This window comes from [Scytonema hofmanni] UTEX 2349 (genome assembly GCF_000582685.1).
Lineage (GTDB): Bacteria > Cyanobacteriota > Cyanobacteriia > Cyanobacteriales > Nostocaceae > Hassallia > Hassallia hofmanni.
Map to the genome: position 1 here is coordinate 590,723 of NZ_KK073768.1, position 16,149 is coordinate 606,871.

Annotated in this window: 13 protein-coding genes; 5 read left to right on the forward strand and 8 right to left on the reverse strand. The window is 40.5% G+C overall.

Going from position 1 to position 16,149, the window contains the following annotated elements; all coding sequences use genetic code 11:
• Positions 1-111 precede the first annotated feature (111 nt).
• Positions 112-1,890 carry an L-aspartate oxidase gene (nadB, locus tag TOL9009_RS0107660; RefSeq protein WP_186227503.1) on the forward strand — a complete coding sequence of 593 codons (1,779 nt, stop codon included), beginning with the start codon at positions 112-114 and terminating at the stop codon, positions 1,888-1,890.
• A 212-nt stretch (positions 1,891-2,102) separates the two neighbouring features.
• On the opposite strand, the gene TOL9009_RS0107665 is transcribed toward nadB, so the two are convergent.
• The 4 genes from TOL9009_RS0107665 to TOL9009_RS0107680 all read right to left on the reverse strand — a co-directional run bounded on the left by TOL9009_RS0107665 (position 2,103) and on the right by TOL9009_RS0107680 (position 6,826).
• Complete coding sequence (locus TOL9009_RS0107665; protein ID WP_051502835.1) at positions 2,103-2,354, reverse strand: hypothetical protein; 252 nt, start codon at positions 2,352-2,354, stop codon at positions 2,103-2,105.
• Between the two features lie 343 nt (positions 2,355-2,697).
• Positions 2,698-4,923 carry a CHASE2 domain-containing protein gene (locus tag TOL9009_RS0107670; RefSeq protein ID WP_029632285.1) on the reverse strand — a complete coding sequence of 742 codons (2,226 nt, stop codon included), beginning with the start codon at positions 4,921-4,923 and terminating at the stop codon, positions 2,698-2,700.
• A 474-nt stretch (positions 4,924-5,397) separates the two neighbouring features.
• The gene (locus TOL9009_RS0107675) at positions 5,398-5,880 is read right to left on the reverse strand and encodes a restriction endonuclease (protein WP_029632286.1); all 483 of its coding nucleotides are present in this window, start codon (positions 5,878-5,880) and stop codon (positions 5,398-5,400) included.
• Between the two features lie 223 nt (positions 5,881-6,103).
• The gene (locus TOL9009_RS0107680; protein WP_029632287.1) at positions 6,104-6,826 is read right to left on the reverse strand and encodes a Uma2 family endonuclease; all 723 of its coding nucleotides are present in this window, start codon (positions 6,824-6,826) and stop codon (positions 6,104-6,106) included.
• A 157-nt stretch (positions 6,827-6,983) separates the two neighbouring features.
• Here TOL9009_RS0107680 and TOL9009_RS0107685 point away from each other — a divergent pair, with 157 nt between their 5' ends.
• Positions 6,984-7,592, forward strand: coding sequence for a hypothetical protein (locus TOL9009_RS0107685; protein ID WP_029632288.1), 609 nt, complete (start codon positions 6,984-6,986; stop codon positions 7,590-7,592).
• A 407-nt stretch (positions 7,593-7,999) separates the two neighbouring features.
• Here TOL9009_RS0107685 and ndhD1 read toward each other — a convergent pair whose 3' ends face one another.
• Positions 8,000-9,574 carry a photosynthetic/respiratory NAD(P)H-quinone oxidoreductase subunit D1 gene (gene ndhD1, locus TOL9009_RS0107690; RefSeq protein ID WP_029632289.1) on the reverse strand — a complete coding sequence of 525 codons (1,575 nt, stop codon included), beginning with the start codon at positions 9,572-9,574 and terminating at the stop codon, positions 8,000-8,002.
• A 349-nt stretch (positions 9,575-9,923) separates the two neighbouring features.
• Between ndhD1 and TOL9009_RS0107695 the strand changes: the two genes are divergently transcribed.
• The 3 genes from TOL9009_RS0107695 to TOL9009_RS0107705 all read left to right on the forward strand — a co-directional run bounded on the left by TOL9009_RS0107695 (position 9,924) and on the right by TOL9009_RS0107705 (position 10,983).
• Positions 9,924-10,181 (forward strand): hypothetical protein, encoded by a 258-nt coding sequence (locus TOL9009_RS0107695; RefSeq protein ID WP_029632290.1) that lies wholly within the window; start codon positions 9,924-9,926, stop codon positions 10,179-10,181.
• A 151-nt stretch (positions 10,182-10,332) separates the two neighbouring features.
• The gene (locus tag TOL9009_RS50145; protein WP_313770051.1) at positions 10,333-10,512 is read left to right on the forward strand and encodes a hypothetical protein; all 180 of its coding nucleotides are present in this window, start codon (positions 10,333-10,335) and stop codon (positions 10,510-10,512) included.
• Positions 10,513-10,752: 240 nt separating this feature from the next.
• Positions 10,753-10,983 (forward strand): hypothetical protein, encoded by a 231-nt coding sequence (locus tag TOL9009_RS0107705; RefSeq protein ID WP_029632291.1) that lies wholly within the window; start codon positions 10,753-10,755, stop codon positions 10,981-10,983.
• A gap of 154 nt (positions 10,984-11,137) precedes the next feature.
• Here TOL9009_RS0107705 and TOL9009_RS0107715 read toward each other — a convergent pair whose 3' ends face one another.
• From TOL9009_RS0107715 to TOL9009_RS0107725, 3 genes are all read right to left on the reverse strand, one after another.
• Positions 11,138-12,127: an O-methyltransferase gene (locus TOL9009_RS0107715; RefSeq protein WP_029632292.1), complete on the reverse strand. Its 990-nt coding sequence runs from the start codon at positions 12,125-12,127 to the stop codon at positions 11,138-11,140.
• The gene (locus tag TOL9009_RS0107720; RefSeq protein WP_029632293.1) at positions 12,124-13,575 is read right to left on the reverse strand and encodes an ATP-binding protein; all 1,452 of its coding nucleotides are present in this window, start codon (positions 13,573-13,575) and stop codon (positions 12,124-12,126) included. The genes TOL9009_RS0107715 and TOL9009_RS0107720 overlap by 4 nt, the downstream gene beginning before the upstream one ends.
• A 192-nt stretch (positions 13,576-13,767) precedes the next feature.
• Positions 13,768-15,849: an NAD(P)H-quinone oxidoreductase subunit 5 gene (locus TOL9009_RS0107725; protein WP_029632294.1), complete on the reverse strand. Its 2,082-nt coding sequence runs from the start codon at positions 15,847-15,849 to the stop codon at positions 13,768-13,770.
• Between the last annotated feature and the right edge of the window lie 300 nt (positions 15,850-16,149).

Genomic DNA, 16,149 nt, shown 5'->3' on the forward strand with positions numbered 1-16,149 from the left:
ACCCCCACACCGGAACCGGATGAGTTAAAAGCCAAGGAAACTAAATCAAAGGCTGATTCTCAACCCTTAGCGTTTGATTTTTCAGATTTATTTGACGGTGAGGATTAATTAATGACCTTACCGGAAGACCTTAACAATATTGAACATCTCCAGAAAACTTGGAATCAAGAGCATAATCGCCGGGTTCACAGACCTTTTCATGTGGTACAAGTCAACAGCCAATTTGATGTCTTAGTAGTCGGTGCTGGTGCTGCTGGATTATACACGGCACTTTGTTTGCCAGAGCAGTTACAAGTCGGTTTGATTACTAAAGAAACAGTTTCTTTGTCCGCTAGTGATTGGGCACAAGGAGGTATTGCTGCGGCGATCGCTCCGGAAGATTCTGCTTACTTGCATATTGAAGATACTTTACGTGCAGGTGCAGGTTTGTGCGATACCCAAGCGGTGGAATTCCTCGCAGAACACGCTAAAAGTTGCATTCAATCTTTAGTAAATTTGGGAGTAGCTTTTGACCGTCATAATAATGAGTTAGCTTTAACTTTAGAAGCTGCCCATTCTCGGAATCGGGTTCTTCACGCTGCTGATACTACAGGCAGGGAAGTAACTACTACCCTTACCGCTCAAGTATTGCGACGCCCAAATATTCAAGTAATTCAGCAAGCTTTGGCGTTAAGTTTGTGGCTGGAACCCGAAAGTGGAAGATGTCAGGGAATTAGTCTGTTTTATCAAGGTAAAATTACCTGGATACGAGCCGGTGCAGTAGTTTTGGCAACTGGTGGTGGTGGTCAAGTTTTTGCACAAACGACTAACCCAGCAGTGAGTACCGGCGATGGAGTAGCGATCGCTTGGCGTGCTGGAGCAATTCTGCGAGACTTAGAATTTGTCCAATTTCACCCGACTGCTTTAACTAAACTTGGTGCCGATCGCTTTCTCATTAGTGAAGCTGTGCGGGGCGAAGGCGCACATTTGGTAGATAATGAAGGACGACGCTTTGCCTTTGACTATCACCCGGCTGGTGAACTCGCTCCTAGAGATGTCGTCAGTCGAGCCATTTTCAGCCACTTGCAACGCACTTCTAGCGACCTTGCCACGGCTCATGTATGGTTAGATATGCGCCCCATAAAAGCTGACAAGATTCGTTATCGCTTCCCCAATATTGTTAAGGTTTGTCAGCATTGGGGCATTGATGTCTTTTCGCAATTAATTCCCGTTGCCCCAGCTGCTCATTACTGGATGGGTGGTATTTTTGCGGATTTGATGAATCAAACAAATATTCCCGGTTTATATGCGGTGGGGGAAACTGCCAGTACCGGCGTACATGGAGCGAACCGTCTAGCAAGTAATTCCCTACTCGAATGTATCGTGTTTGGCGCACAGATGGCTAATATAAAGGATGAAGTCAGAAGGATAAAGGATAAAGGGAAAGAATCTGAATTTACACTTTCTGAATTTATTCTTTCTGAAAGTGAGTGGAACAACGAACAAGCACAGTTAGAAGCACTACGACAGAAGTTACCGCGTTTAGTTTGGGAAAATGCTGGTATTTGTCGTCAACAATCAAGTTTAGAGCAAGCGATCGTAATAATTGAATCTTGGCAACAAGATTTTGCTGCTTTGAAACTGAGCCAATTTTTACTTACATTACACCCAACAGAATCAGCTACTTTCACTTTACCAGATGTTGAAAAGCAGTTGCGACTCTGGGCTGAAACCCGCAATTTATTAGATGTAGCTTATTTAATTCTTAAAAGCGCTGCTTTTAGAACCGAAAGTCGTGGTGGACACTTCCGTTTAGATTTTCCTCAAAGCGCTGTGGATTGGCAGGCACATACTCTAGTACAAAGATACTCTTGGAATAAAAGTTCGATAATATCATGTCCGTTTAATTAACACTAATAAAAACCTACCTACCGTCATAGAGACATTCCGCAATAAAAACCTACCTACCGTCGTAGAGACGTTCCGCCGGAACGTCTCTACATGATATTATTAGCAATTAACAATTGTGAAGATAAATGAATGGGCATGATGCGTAAAAAAAGCAACTTATGTTTATTTCTGCTTGCCTATTTATCAACTGAATTTGGTAAATTTCTAATTTCTTAACGTGTGCCAGTACCATGTTGACTATCAGGACTACCATTATTTGGGGGTTCGTAAATATCGCTACTGGATTCAGTATTTAATGTCTGAGAATTGCTCTCAATTGACCTAACACTATTAGTAGCCAAACTGCTTAAAACTGTTATTGCGTCGGCAACTTTGGGGATTATCAAGGCAGAGCCAATACAAAATACTACAGCAGTAGCAATTTTTAAACTTGTTTCTATTTCTCTAGATATATTACCTTGCATTTTGATTTCATCCTGTTTTTTATTATCTTCAAGAGTCTGATTAATTTTTTCAGGAAATAACTAAATTTTTATTTGCTATGTGTAAATAAAAAGTCGCGTGATTTGACTGCTTAAGATTGAATTATTGTTGACATTTAATAGATATTCTGAAAGTACTGCTCTTGGCATCAGCCAAAAGTTATATATTTATAAATTTTTAGTTGATTGATATGCTCTTTACATCAGCTCAAAGACATATCTTTACTAAAAAGTAGTTTTTAAAATGTATATTTTTTTTGAAAAAATATCAATATTTTCTGAGTAAGCACCGTTGATTGCTTGCAGTTAGCGGTGAGAGTTGTCACTACGCAAATTCATAGCGATTTTTACCTAAATGCTTGGCACGATACATCGCGTTATCTGCTTCTTTAAGCAAAGTTTCGTAGTTGTGGCTGTTAATTGGATAGATACTAATGCCAATACTGGCGGAGACTCTGATAGTATATTTGTCGAAAACAATTGGCTCGTTAATGGTTGTGAGAATTTTTTCGGCGACTCTTGCTGCAACTTTTATATTGGGAATTGTGCGTAAAATCACGGTAAATTCATCGCCACCCAAACGGGAAATGGTATCAGTGCCGCGCAAAGAGTTGTTGAGTCGGTGGGCGATCGCCACCAAAACGCGATCGCCGATTTCGTGTCCTAAAGTATCATTAACTTGCTTAAAGCCGTCTAAATCAATAAATAGCAGTGCTAGTAATAAATTGTTACTTTGTGCCCACTCTAGCGACTCGTGAAGTTGTTCGGCGAAAGATTTGCGATTGGGTAGACCAGTGAGGCTATCGTGATAGGCAAGATAACGCATCTGGTCTTCTTTGCGTTTTAATTCATCGTTTGATTGGGATAACTCCGTATTTGATTGGGTTAACTTAGCAGCAGTGTCCTTGAGTTGTTCTTCCTTCAGCTTGCGTTGCGTAATATCACGGATGACCCCAACTAAATATAAATTACCAGCGGCATCTTTGTGAAGCGATCGCTTTGTCGCAATCAGATAAGTCTTACCAACAGCATCGGTAAATTCTTCTTCATTTTCTTGGGGTTGTTGACTCGAAAGCACCAGATTATCTTGCCTGCGAAAAACATCAGCTTCATGTTTTGGGAAAAAGTCATAGTCTGACTTTTCAATTAACATAGTTTTCGGATAACCGATAAATTGACAATATGCCTGATTTAAAACAATCCATTGATGTTTTTCATTTTTGACAAAAATGGGGTCAGGAATCGTGTTAATCACTTGTCCTAAAAAATCTTTAGAGCGTTTTAATTCTTCTTGCATGTGAGCAAGTTGATAAGTCAGCACAACAGCTGAACTGCAAAAGGTAAGCAACCCAGGTAAGATTGGTATCCACCAACCATCAAGAAAAGTAACATAAGCATAACCAGTTAGCAGCAAACAACAAAAAACTATACTTAAGCCACTAATACAAGGGTGTTGTATTCGCCGTCTGGTAGCAACTCCCAAATAAGCCCAAGCAAAAATCCACAACCATTCGATTTCATCAGACCAAACTTTTAGTAAAGGTCGTCCTTCCAGGGCAGCTGCGATTAACTCACTGATAAAATAGGCTTGTAATTCGATGCCAGCTACAGGCTGAACCGTCCCCATCAAACGGCTGGAGTATGGTATTAATACATCATCTGGGAGACTCGGCGCAGTCGAACCAATTAGCACAATCGAATCGCTAATCCAGTCTTTTCGTACTCGGTTAGCTAGCACATCTATAAGAGAAACCTGACGAAACGGACAGGATTCTACTTGCAAGTTATTGCAGGCTGGTTTAGGAAAGTTAGATAAAATTTGGTAGCCTCTACCATCAGCTTTTATATAAGCACCATGATTCGGTTGAAAACGATGAAACACCGCTTTACCTAACTGCAAATAATTATGATTACTGGCTGCTTTTTTGGGAGTAATACCCTCGTTCTTTAAATATAATAAAGCCAGCTTCAATGCAAAACTTTGATGTGATTTACGATCAACGTCGTGCCAATACAACAAGCTGCGACGTATTTTGCCATCACCATCCAACACCACATTATTAAAACCAACTTGATGGCGATCGCTTAGTTCCCGTGGGGCTGAAACAATAGTATTTTTGTTAGGTCCCAATAATTCAATCCCAACTAAGTTTGGTGTAGATTTGTAAGCCTCAACTAGATTGGAATGTCCTGGCTCAACTGGCAAATCTCGATATATATCTAAACCAATAGCACGAGGTTTGTGGACTTTTAGTTTCTCTAACATCTCTGCGATCGCCTGATCTGAAATGGGCCAAGAATTTACTTGGCGCAAAGAAACTTCATCAATCGCTACAATAGTAATATGGTTTTGTGGCGCTTCATCTGGACGTAAGCGGAAAAATTGATCCAAGGCTGCCCACTCTAAGGATTGTAATAATCCGAAAGAGCGCAAAACTAAGATGCAGACTGCTACGCAGAAGGCAGTAATCAATTCCCTGTATTTTCGACCAAGCGTTTTTTTACGTCTAAATAGTAACTTCAAAAAATGCTTGCCTAACTGCTTACTCATTCCCATAACCTAATGTGTAACAAACATTTTCTGTTTTTTAGTCATAAGCTACCTAGTATATGTAGTTCACATAGGAGTAACTTATGCATTTTCAGAATGTTGTCAACACGCTTATGTTTTACCATTCAATTATGCAATCATCGCTCATAGTAATGTGGGCTTTCATCACAATTGCATCATCTAAGTATAAACCCACATTCCGCACCCTCAAATTCGCCCCTCAGGCTAGAAGCCGCTGGCTCTACAAACAAAGCCCGCCTACGCGGGCTAATTAAATGCATCTTTGCGTAAAATGCTTGTTATAAAATCAAAATGTCCATTCGTGGTCTGGATCGTCTAGGGCAGCGCGGACAGAAGTTAGGTTTGCAAGCTCTTGAAATGGGCTTGATTTGGCTATTTCTGTGATTGAATTTAATGTTAAGGCTAGTTGCTCGTTATTATTGGATGCGATCGCTTAGTATTGTGTTGTATGATCTAAATGTTTTTAGAATCAAGCATAAATTTAATCAGCTTATTTCTATCCCATAGTTGTACTTCGTTAGAATATGCAAGATTAAAAGCATTCTTTGTGAACCTGTTGTTAGTAACTACAATCGCTTTGTTTGCCTTATAGTGTCTAACTGCACTTGCTACTTCCTGTACAGCTTTGACGCTTACAGGATTCTTGGATCTTTTTGCTTGAACCACAGTTTTTAAGCCATTCTTGTATAGGATTAAGTCGGCTCCATAATCTTGGGTGTCTGGAGTCAGACTCACTTCATAACCAGTTTTTCTAAAAAGTAGTGATAAGAGTTTTTCAAATTCCTTACCACTCATCTGATCCACTTCATAAATACCACTGGCAAGGATACGCTTTTCCTCTTCTTGCTTACGCTTTTCCTCTTCTTTTATTGCTTCACTTACACCATAGATTGCAGCACCAGCTAAGGCAACAGCACCCAAGATAATTGGAATCATGAAATAATCCTGATTGTGATTAGCGGTTAAAAACAGACTTCTAAAGATTTTCCCAGCTACAGATGAGTAGCCTTATACATAGAATTCCCTGATTAACCAACTAATCACAACCTATTCAGCAACAAAAATGTAAAACTTCCATGAAGAAAACTACTAAACTCTTTAGCCCACGAAGGTGGGCTTCGTTTGTATAGCCGCGACTTCCAGTCGTCCAGGCAAAATATTAACCCAAACTTTCCGGATCGATACCTAAGGCGGTCAATTTTTCTGCTAACATTTGTGCGCGTTGTTCTGCTTCCACACGTCGCTGTTCCTCATAACTTGCGCGTTCTTCCGCTTCAGTAATGCGTTCTTCTGGCGTCAGCATCCTTTGCCCTTGTTCGTCATACCAGTACAACCACTCCCGCGCTATACCTTGATAAATTCCGCGATCGCGTCCAATTCCTAAATTAATCTCCGGTAGCCAAACCGGATTTCCTGGCTGTAACTCATATTCGCCATTCACTAAGCGATACACTTCCAAAGGTGGCTTTTTGCGACGACAGGGATTATATACAACGTAGTACAAAATCCCTAATTCTTTCCCATAGAATTCTTTCTTAGTGCTGTATTCTCCCCGATGGGTTTGAGAAACAACCTCTAGTATCAAAATTGGCAGCTTATTTTCTTCCCACAGTACATAACTTAGGCGCAAATCCTCACCAATAAAGCGTTTAACTCCTAAGCTGAGAAATCCATCGGCGACGATCGCGGGTTTATTTGGGTCATAATAAACACCCATATCAACGCCAAAGAACCAATCCCAGCGCTCTGACCACAGCAAAGCCAGCATCGCTTTTAGCAAGCCGGGAATCAAATCTTGTAGTTCATTATCCACAGGTGTATCGTCTGAGTCGGGTAGTTCTTCGGAAGATGGCAAACAGTGCAATGGGTTGTAGTCTAACATGAGCGGTTGTGCCAAAGCTGATTCTAAATAGATTGTAGAAAATTGATTCACCGAGTAGAAGCTTTGTGTTTTGCCATACATACCAAAGAAATGGTGAGATTTTAGATAGAATCAAGTTCAATAGCATAAAAGTTAAATTTACTAAAATCTTTGTCAAATGTCATACAGTCAATTCAGTATAGACACTGTTGAGACAACCTTGGGAATTACCATTGTGGAAAATGTGGGAATTTTTGCGGACACACCCCCAGTAGAATACAGTGATTTTTTGGCACAAGCACTTAAAAAGTATATACCATTAGCATTATCTATTGGAACCGAGAAAGCTCGTTCGGAATTAATTTTAACACCAATTCTTGTAGAACTAAAAGATATATTACAAAATCAAATTAGTTTGTTTTCCGGTCGAGAATTTAACGTTAGTCCAGAAAAAGGTTTAACTGGTTTTTGTGACTTTCTTATTAGTAAGTCTTCAGAACAAATAATTATCAAAGCACCAGTCATTGCTTTGGTAGAAGCTAAAAATGATAATATTCAATCTGGTTTGGGACAATGCATAGCTGAAATGGTAGCTGCACAACTATTTAATCAGCAAAAAGAAAATGAAATTAAAACAATTTACGGTGCTGTCACCACAGGTACTAACTGGAAATTTATGCGTTTGTCTGGACAAATAATAGAGATTGATTTAAATGAATATTTTATAAATGATGTTAGAAAAATTTTAGGAATTTTAAGAAGTTTTATTGAAAATAGTGATAATTAATATGGTAATTTAACCAAATTAAGGAACTTACCGCGATAAAACTACCTATAGCGTAAAGTGCGTTTATGAACTAATATCAAGTTCGGATAATTAGTTATAGTACCCAAGTCAAGAAAGACCCCACCCCCAGCCCCTCCCCGCAAGCGGGGAGGGGAGATTTTGCGTCAGCAAAAGCGGGGTGGGGTTCCGGGTATTATGACTAATCAAACGGACTTGATATAACGCATCGCAATCTAATTCTAAGATGGTGCGTTAGAACAAATGTCCGTAACGCATCCTACTAGCTTACTGAATACGTTATCCAGAACCCCCTAGAGACGTAGCAGTGCTACGTCTCTACATTCTTGACAAAAAAAGGGCAGGTTCAAAACCCACCCTCAAAGCAATATTAATTGGAAATTAACTTTCTAATTACCAATTGCCGGCGCACTCAATGACACCGTTGGTGCTTCTTTATGCTGTACCAATGTCGGTACTGAATCGCGTAACCTTGCTGTTAACTGCACAGTTGTCGCATCATACATCAGAGTCAGCAACTTAGGATAGAAACCAATTCCAATAATTGGTATTAACAAGCAAGCGATGATAAACACTTCGCGGGGTTCAGCATCTATCAAAGCTTGGTGAGAAACTAATTCTTCGTTTTCTTCCCCGTAGAAAATTTCTCGTAGCATTGATAGCAGATAAATCGGAGTTAAAATCACTCCAACTGCCATTAAAAAGACCACGATAACTTTAAAGGTAGAACTATAAGCATCGCTGGTGGCAAAACCCACAAACACCATTAATTCTGCCACGAAACCGCTCATTCCTGGTAACGCTAAAGATGCCATCGAACAAGTAGTAAACATGGCGAAAATCTTCGGCATTCTCTTACCGACACCACCCATTTCATCTAGCATTAAGGTGTGTGTCCGGTCATAAGTTGCCCCTACCAAGAAGAACAAACTTGCCCCAATTAAGCCGTGGGAAACCATTTGTAAAACTGCCCCACTCAATCCTAAATCGGTAAAGGAGGCAAAACCAATGAGCACAAATCCCATGTGCGAAATTGAAGAGTAGGCAATTTTCCGCTTCAGGTTGCGCTGGGCAAAGGATGTTAAGGCAGCGTAGATGATGTTAACTACCCCCAAAACCACTAACGCAGGGGCAAAATAAGCGTGAGCATCGGGTAGCATTTGGGCATTCATGCGAATTAAGGCGTAACCGCCCATTTTCAGCAAAATACCCGCTAACAACATGTGTACGGGGGCTGTGGCTTCACCGTGGGCATCTGGTAGCCAGGTGTGCAGGGGAATGATTGGCAATTTGACAGCGTAGGCAATCAAAAAGCCAGCATACATTAAAAGCTGGAAATTTAGGGCGTAATCTTTTAGGGCAAGCGATCGCATGTCGAACGTCACCGTATCGCCGTAAAATCCCATTGTCAGGGAAGCCAGCAAAATAAATAGCGACCCGCCAGCAGTGTATAAAATAAACTTGGTCGCTGCGTATTGCCGTTTTTTACCTCCCCAAATCGACAGCAAAAAGTAAATCGGTACTAGTTCCAGTTCCCACACCAGGAAAAACAGCAGCATATCCTGAACCGCGAATACGGCAATCTGACCGCCATACATCGCCAGAATCAGAAAGTAAAATAGCTTGGGCTTGAAGGTCACGGGCCAAGCTGCTAAAATCGCCAGCGTGGTAATGAATCCAGTCAAAATAATTAGAGGCATGGACAAACCATCTGCCCCTACTGACCAATTCAAATCTAGTTGCGGTACCCACCGATAACTCTCCACCAACTGTAAATCTGGATTGGAGAAATCATACCCGGTATAAAAAGCGTAAACAATCAGCGCAAAATCTATCAGCCCTACAATCAAGGCGTACCAGCGCACTGTTTTGCCGTCTTTATCTGGAATTAGGGGTATCAGTAGTGATGCCGCTATCGGAAACAGAATAATCGTCGTCAGCCAGGGGAAATTAGCTATATTCATCACAATCAATCTGCTATCAAAATCATGTTTGGCAAAAAGTCACTAGTTATTAACTAACAGCTTTTTGGCAATTTTGCCTTCATTGTTAGGTTGATTTAATTAAATTGGCAATCCCTCATTTTGTCTCTTAGGAGTCTCTTTTGACACTTGGGGGTGCGGAATGGGGGTTGGGATACTCCCAGTCAAGTCAAAAATTTACCCGAAAAAAGCCGCTAAAATTATAGTCTAGTGGTGCGATGTCTACGACAAGCCGCTCCGCGTCTACGCGTAGCCTACCGCATCTCTAAAAATACACGATGCTGTTTGGTGTTGATTTGATACAAAAAAGCATCACAGGAGAAATAACACTATGATAATCGCACAAATTGAAAGTCAGATTCGTTATGTCACCAACGTAGATGGGCAAACAACAGATGTACTCGTCCCTGTAGAACTTTGGCAACAGCTTATAAGTTCCATAAATTCTGATAACCTCAGTGGTTTAGCTTGGATTGATGAACAAGAGCCAAAAGCACAAATATTAGCCGAACTGCAAGAGTCTATGCAACAAGCAGCAGCAGGACAAACTTTTCCAGTTTCAGAGCTTTGGGACGATATCGAAGCCTAGATTTATGGCAGAAGTTCGCTTTACATCTCCCTTCAAACGCCGTCTCAAAACTCTGACTAAACGCTATCAGTAAATTCAAATTGACATTCAACCCATTATCGATCAGCTAGAGGCTGGAAATTTTATCGGCGATCAAATCTCTGGGATAGACTTGACTGTTTTTAAAGTTCGAGCAAAAAACAGTGATATCCCTACGGGTAAAAGTGGTGGATATCGGGTGATTTATCAAGTTGTCTCACCTGAATGCGTTTTACTTCTACTCATTTATGCAAAATCTGATCAGGCAGATGTAAGCTTAGAGGAGATTGAAGATGCAATTAAAAAGAGATAGCCCTACATAGATAAAGCGCGATCGCAAAGCTCACCTTAAGCGATCGCGTAACCCGACCCATTGCTAAAAATACAAGATGCTGTTTGGTGTTGATTTGGTACAAAAAAGCATCACAGCAGAACTAACCCTATGATAATCGCACAAATTGAAAGCCACTTCAGAGCTTTGGGACTACAGTAGGCGATTTGATTGAGTTTTTTAGTAAAATAGACAGGGAAAGTTGATAAGGTAAATTCGATTATGTCATCTCCAGCGATCGCTACTGTAATTAAGATGATGGAATCTTTATCTGAAGATGTGCAAGAAAAAGTTGCAGAACATCTTGGAGAGTACCTGGAAGATTTGCAAGATGAATTGAAATGGAATAAATCATTTAAGAAAACTCAACAACAACTGATTGCATCTGCTCAATCTGCTAAAAAAGAGATTGCAGAAGGACTTGCAAAACCAATGAACTATGAAAATTTATGAAGTCTGCAACTCTTCCTTCTTTTTGGGATAAATATCAGTCTCTTGAAAAGCAAGTTAGACAGAGTGCGAGAAAAGCTTATCAGTATTTTAAAGCCAAGTTATTATGCTTAATTAAAAGTTCAGCATAACAGGTATTAAATAACCAAATTGTTTATTAAATAAGTATTTTTGAGAAAAATGGACATTGTCGATAAAACATAACATATGTTTTCAACATTTCAAGTGATAATTTATCGTTTTTATCAAATAAAAATCCTAAATTTTCTTGAATAGCTTCCGCTTCTGAATTAGGCAGAAGAGCGTCAATGTACAACCGTTCCTTAACCGTTAGGTTAGGTACATTTATCCTCTGTGGTTTCCCCCAATTGGTGTTGCTAAGTTCCCATTGTTTTATATTAGTTTTATCAAAAAAAATAATTTCTTGTTCCTTCTCTAAAATAATGCCTGTAACAGTTAACATTTCGTGTCCACCATCAGAATATGAGAAGGAAGTAATCGGTTGAAAATAAACATCTGGTCTTCCCTGGGTTGCTAGATTAGCTGCAAATTTTAGAACTAGACATAATGCTTCTGGAAACCTCTTTTTTGTCATCATGTTTGTAGTCACTTCAGCATAGGGAAAAATATCTCCTAATCTTCTCCTTAACTCTTCTAATCTTGGTTGATGTATTTCATCTGTCTTAGCTCCTGTCCGTGCTTCTAGATAGGAGGAAGCATTCGCATTTAATGTAATTTTTATAACATCGAAGGGAAGAAGTTTATTAAAAATAGCTTGAAATTCTTCGATTTGATTCCTTAAATCGGATGGTTTCGTATAATCTAACCAAATAATAGTTCCATCAGTTCTTTCAAAATCATTTATAAAATCACTGCTAGGTTTCAAAAAACAGTCAATACAATTATGCGGCTGGTTAAATTTCTGTCGCTTATAGACCTCTTCATCCTCCTCTATTGAAATCATGTTGGAAATTCTCAAATAAGAGTGGACATACTTAAAATCTTCCAGTGAATGACCACCGAAACCTATATAACTGTACTCAGAAATGTCACAGAACTTGTCAATTTTTGCGAGAAGTTCCATGAATGCATATCTGTCAATTGCTTTATTTTGTCGTAGGTGATAAGGAATAGATGTACCACTCATTGTTTAGCTTCTCTTAAAATTCTTTCAAAGCACTCATTACCAACCTCTGATGGTTCACGCTCAGAGTCTTCAAATAAATATTCAGCAACTATCTCAATTTCTTTTGAAGGTCTTGCAAAGCTTATGTTATTTCTTCTATTTCCAGTATTTTTAGCCTCTGGCACGGGTAGGGTAGGAGTAAACTTTCTTTCAGTAGAAAAGGATTTACTATCGCTTGTTCTTTTCTTTACTGGTTTCCAAACTTCTTCAGGTATAGCCTCGAATATTACATTTGGATCGTCAGTCTTAGCTTTACTTACTATTTCTTTTTCTTCAGGAATATTTTTCTTCCACTTGTTGGTATAGGAAGTAAAAATTTTCAGCCCTTCCCGCATGAAATCCTTCACATATAAATAGATATCAGAAGCTGCATCTATACCTCTCTTTGTAGTTGTAATAGGAAGACTTCTTGCATCTTTGCTACGAAAATGTATGACACCTGAAATAGCAATAAATTGAGGGTGATAACTAGGAACTGTTGCTTCACCCCAGCCAGTTAAACGTGTTTTGTCACAGTATAATACTACGCGATCATTACAAATAATAGTCCAACCTGCTGTATCACTACTTCGTCTGATACCCTCTGTCTCATCATTTACTTCATCTTCGCTAGCTATTGATCTGTAAAAACCGACTGCCAGCCTGATTTCCACATCATCTTTCCGAGCTTCATAAAGATATGGAGCAATGGCAGCATTTTTACTGTTTATTTTCTCAACACCATCCCAAAGAAGATTTAGAGATATTAGAGGGACTTTTAACCCATTCACAAAGACAGTAAAGCCTTTGTTAATAATATAGCTATAGTGATGGGAGATTTTTCCTACAAGGGAGTTAAGGAGAGGTGATTGTGGCGACGAAAATTGTGTGACAATTCCATCACGTAGATGTGTTACTTCAATTGCTGTACCATTTTCAGGTAGAGAATGTTGTATTCTTTCAATGGGTAATTCCCAACTATCAGAGGTTAGCCATTCGGGATTAATTGTAACTTTGAAGGAATCATTTTCGGTTTTAGATATTATTTTACTTGAGCGTCCCATCTTGAAGATAGCTCTTTTCATACCAATACCATAAGTACCAATAGTGTAAGTGTTACCATTGATGATATCTGTCGGTCTTCCCATTCTAAAAGCATAGTGTTGAGCTTCTAGGGGGATACCTCCACAGTTATCCTCAATTTTAAATACTTCACTTGAAAATGTTATTTTTGCCCAAAAATTTTGATATGGCTTATCTGAACTTGGGCGATCTTTAATAATGCGTTGTATTCCATCAACACAATTATCTAGAAGATCAAGAATTGAGTCTTCTAGATCAATATCGCGAGTAAGCATCTCTACAAAAAAGTTTTTGGTAGGTGATGCATTTACTTGAGTTGGTGGCTTTACCTCATTATCTGAAACCATTTTTAATCCTGATTTATGCCTAATATGTCTATTAAAGTAGCCAGATAGTCTCCTTTATTTTGGTAGTATACTTTTAACTATCTAATTTTTTTAGCATCTATCCTTAATTTCATCTATTAAATTTCTAGTCACAGCGTAACCAATTGTCATAAAAAAAACTTAGGGGCGGACGATCGCCCACCCCGATTAAAATCAGGTAACACCAAAGACAATCACTAAACCCAAAACCGCCCCAAACACAATCAAGGCATAGAATTGAGCGCGACCATTTTCGAGGTATTTCAAACCTTCACCACTAACTAGGGTGAAAAAGCCTGTCAGGTTAACAGCACCATCGACAACGCGGAAGTCAACTTCCATGACTTGTCTGGCTATGCGACGCAAGCCGAGGACAAAGACGCGATGGTAAATGTCATCAAAATACCACTTGTTAAGAGATAGCTCGTAAAGTGGTTTGATTTTTTCGGCGATCGCACTAGGATCAATCTTGCGCGACAGATACATCAGCGAAGCCAATGTAATCCCAATCAAACCGATTCCCACTGAATTTCCCGCCATAATGTAAAATTCCGTCGGGTTAAACTCGGCGGTTTTTTCCATCACTTCGGCGAGGGTTTCGCTGGGAGGAAAGATAAATTGCTCAAAGTAGTTGGCGTAAGGTGTTCCCACCAAACCAATCAACATCGAAGGAATCGCCAACACCACTAAAGGCAAAGTCATTGTCCACGGCGATTCGTGGGGAGAATCGCTATGATGCCCGTGGGAGTCATGTGCCTCTAATTCGCCATGTCTCATCGCCCCAGGACCAAAAACAGGGGTTGCTGCTGCTTCTGTCTCTAATTCCAGAACGATTGTGGCTGCTTTCTTGAGTTTCTGCTTGATTTTCTGGTCATTGCCTCTAAAGCTGCCTTCAAATGTAGAGAAATACATTCTAAACATATAAAAAGCAGTAATGCCGGCAGTTAACCAGCCGATAAACCAAAGAAGTGGGCTAGCCTGAAAAGCTTCTCCCAAAATTTCATCTTTTGACCAGAAACCTGCAAAAGGTGGGATACCGGAAATTGCCAAGCAACCGATAAAGAAGGTAATCGCGGTAAATGGCATATATTTCCGCAGTCCCCCCATCAAGCGCATATCCTGCGCCAAAACGGGGTCATGACCAACGACGCCTTCCATCCCGTGAATCACTGAACCAGAACCTAAGAACAGCATCGCTTTGAAATAAGCGTGAGTCATTAGGTGGAAAAGTCCGGCAGAGTAAGCACCTACTCCCATCGCCATCACCATGTAACCGAGTTGGGAGATGGTGGAGTAAGCTAAACCCTTTTTGATGTCGTTTTGGGTTATGGCAATTGTTGCCCCCAAAAAGGCGGTGAATGCCCCAGTGTAGGCAATTACATTCATTGCCGCTGGGACGTGTTCAAAAACGGGGTACATCCTAGCGATGAGGAAAACACCCGCCGCCACCATCGTTGCTGCATGGATTAAGGCAGAAATGGGGGTGGGACCTTCCATCGCGTCTGGTAGCCACACATGCAGGGGGAATTGGGCTGATTTGGCTACCGGACCCAAGAAGACTAAAATCGCAAACAAGATGGCGAGGGCATTGCTGATGGAACCTGATTGGACAAGTTGTGCGAGGCGATCGCCCATCACACCAAAATCAAAGCTTCCTGTCGCCCAGTAAAGCCCTAAAATACCCAACAGCAAACCAAAGTCACCCACGCGGTTGGTGACGAAAGCTTTTTGTGCTGCATCTGCTGCTGACTTGCGATCGTACCAAAAGCCGACCAGCAAGTAAGAACACATCCCGACTAGTTCCCAGAATATATAAATCTGGACTAAGTTCGAGCTGACCACCAAACCCAGCATTGAAGAGGCAAACAAGCTGAGATAAGCGTAAAACCTTACATATCCAGGATCGTGAGCCATGTAGCCATCGGTGTACACCATGACCAAAAAGGCTACCGTTGTCACAATCACCAGCATCAGGGCTGTTAAATGGTCAATAGTGTAGCCCATGTTCAGGTGAAAATTGCCTGCTGCCGCCCATTCTATAGTGCGGATATAAGGCGCATGTCCTTGAAGTTGACTCCACAGCAAGGCAAACGACAGCCCCATTGCTATCCCCACTAGGGAGATAATGAACGCCGCGTTTAGCTTTCTGGCTGCGTTTGTCACCTGATTCATCGAGATTAACCCTAGACCGACCAGCATTGCCCCTAAAAGAGGTAATACCGGAATCAGCCACGCATACTGATAGATAACTTCCATCACTGACGCCTACATTTATAATTCTTTACGTTTGCTTTTGACAGTTTTGCCCAAAGGCATCTGTCCAGGTCGCAACTGTTAATAATTGTGACACACACCTTTTAGCATAAAATACCCCACCCGACGGTTGTTAGGTGAGGTAATTAAGCATGGTTTTATATTTGGGGCATTGGGCAATGGGCAATGGGCAATGGGCAATGGGCAATGGGCAATGGGCAATGGGCACGCTCGCAGTGAGAATTAAAGAAGTAAAGCAAGTGCGTGAATAAATACAATTCTTTCCATGCCCCATGCCCCATG

What these genes read in the sequence shown, in the direction of transcription:
- nadB (WP_186227503.1), top strand. Translation starts at nt 112, where the DNA reads ATGACCTTACCGGAAGACCTTAACAATATTGAACATCTCCAGAAAACT.
- TOL9009_RS0107665 (WP_051502835.1), bottom strand. Translation starts at nt 2,354, where the DNA reads ATGCAAGGTAATATATCTAGAGAAATAGAAACAAGTTTAAAAATTGCT.
- TOL9009_RS0107670 (WP_029632285.1), bottom strand. Translation starts at nt 4,923, where the DNA reads ATGAGTAAGCAGTTAGGCAAGCATTTTTTGAAGTTACTATTTAGACGT.
- TOL9009_RS0107675 (WP_029632286.1), bottom strand. Translation starts at nt 5,880, where the DNA reads ATGATTCCAATTATCTTGGGTGCTGTTGCCTTAGCTGGTGCTGCAATC.
- TOL9009_RS0107680 (WP_029632287.1), bottom strand. Translation starts at nt 6,826, where the DNA reads ATGTTAGACTACAACCCATTGCACTGTTTGCCATCTTCCGAAGAACTA.
- TOL9009_RS0107685 (WP_029632288.1), top strand. Translation starts at nt 6,984, where the DNA reads ATGTCATACAGTCAATTCAGTATAGACACTGTTGAGACAACCTTGGGA.
- ndhD1 (WP_029632289.1), bottom strand. Translation starts at nt 9,574, where the DNA reads ATGAATATAGCTAATTTCCCCTGGCTGACGACGATTATTCTGTTTCCG.
- TOL9009_RS0107695 (WP_029632290.1), top strand. Translation starts at nt 9,924, where the DNA reads ATGATAATCGCACAAATTGAAAGTCAGATTCGTTATGTCACCAACGTA.
- TOL9009_RS0107705 (WP_029632291.1), top strand. Translation starts at nt 10,753, where the DNA reads ATGTCATCTCCAGCGATCGCTACTGTAATTAAGATGATGGAATCTTTA.
- TOL9009_RS0107715 (WP_029632292.1), bottom strand. Translation starts at nt 12,127, where the DNA reads ATGAGTGGTACATCTATTCCTTATCACCTACGACAAAATAAAGCAATT.
- TOL9009_RS0107720 (WP_029632293.1), bottom strand. Translation starts at nt 13,575, where the DNA reads ATGGTTTCAGATAATGAGGTAAAGCCACCAACTCAAGTAAATGCATCA.
- TOL9009_RS0107725 (WP_029632294.1), bottom strand. Translation starts at nt 15,849, where the DNA reads ATGGAAGTTATCTATCAGTATGCGTGGCTGATTCCGGTATTACCTCTT.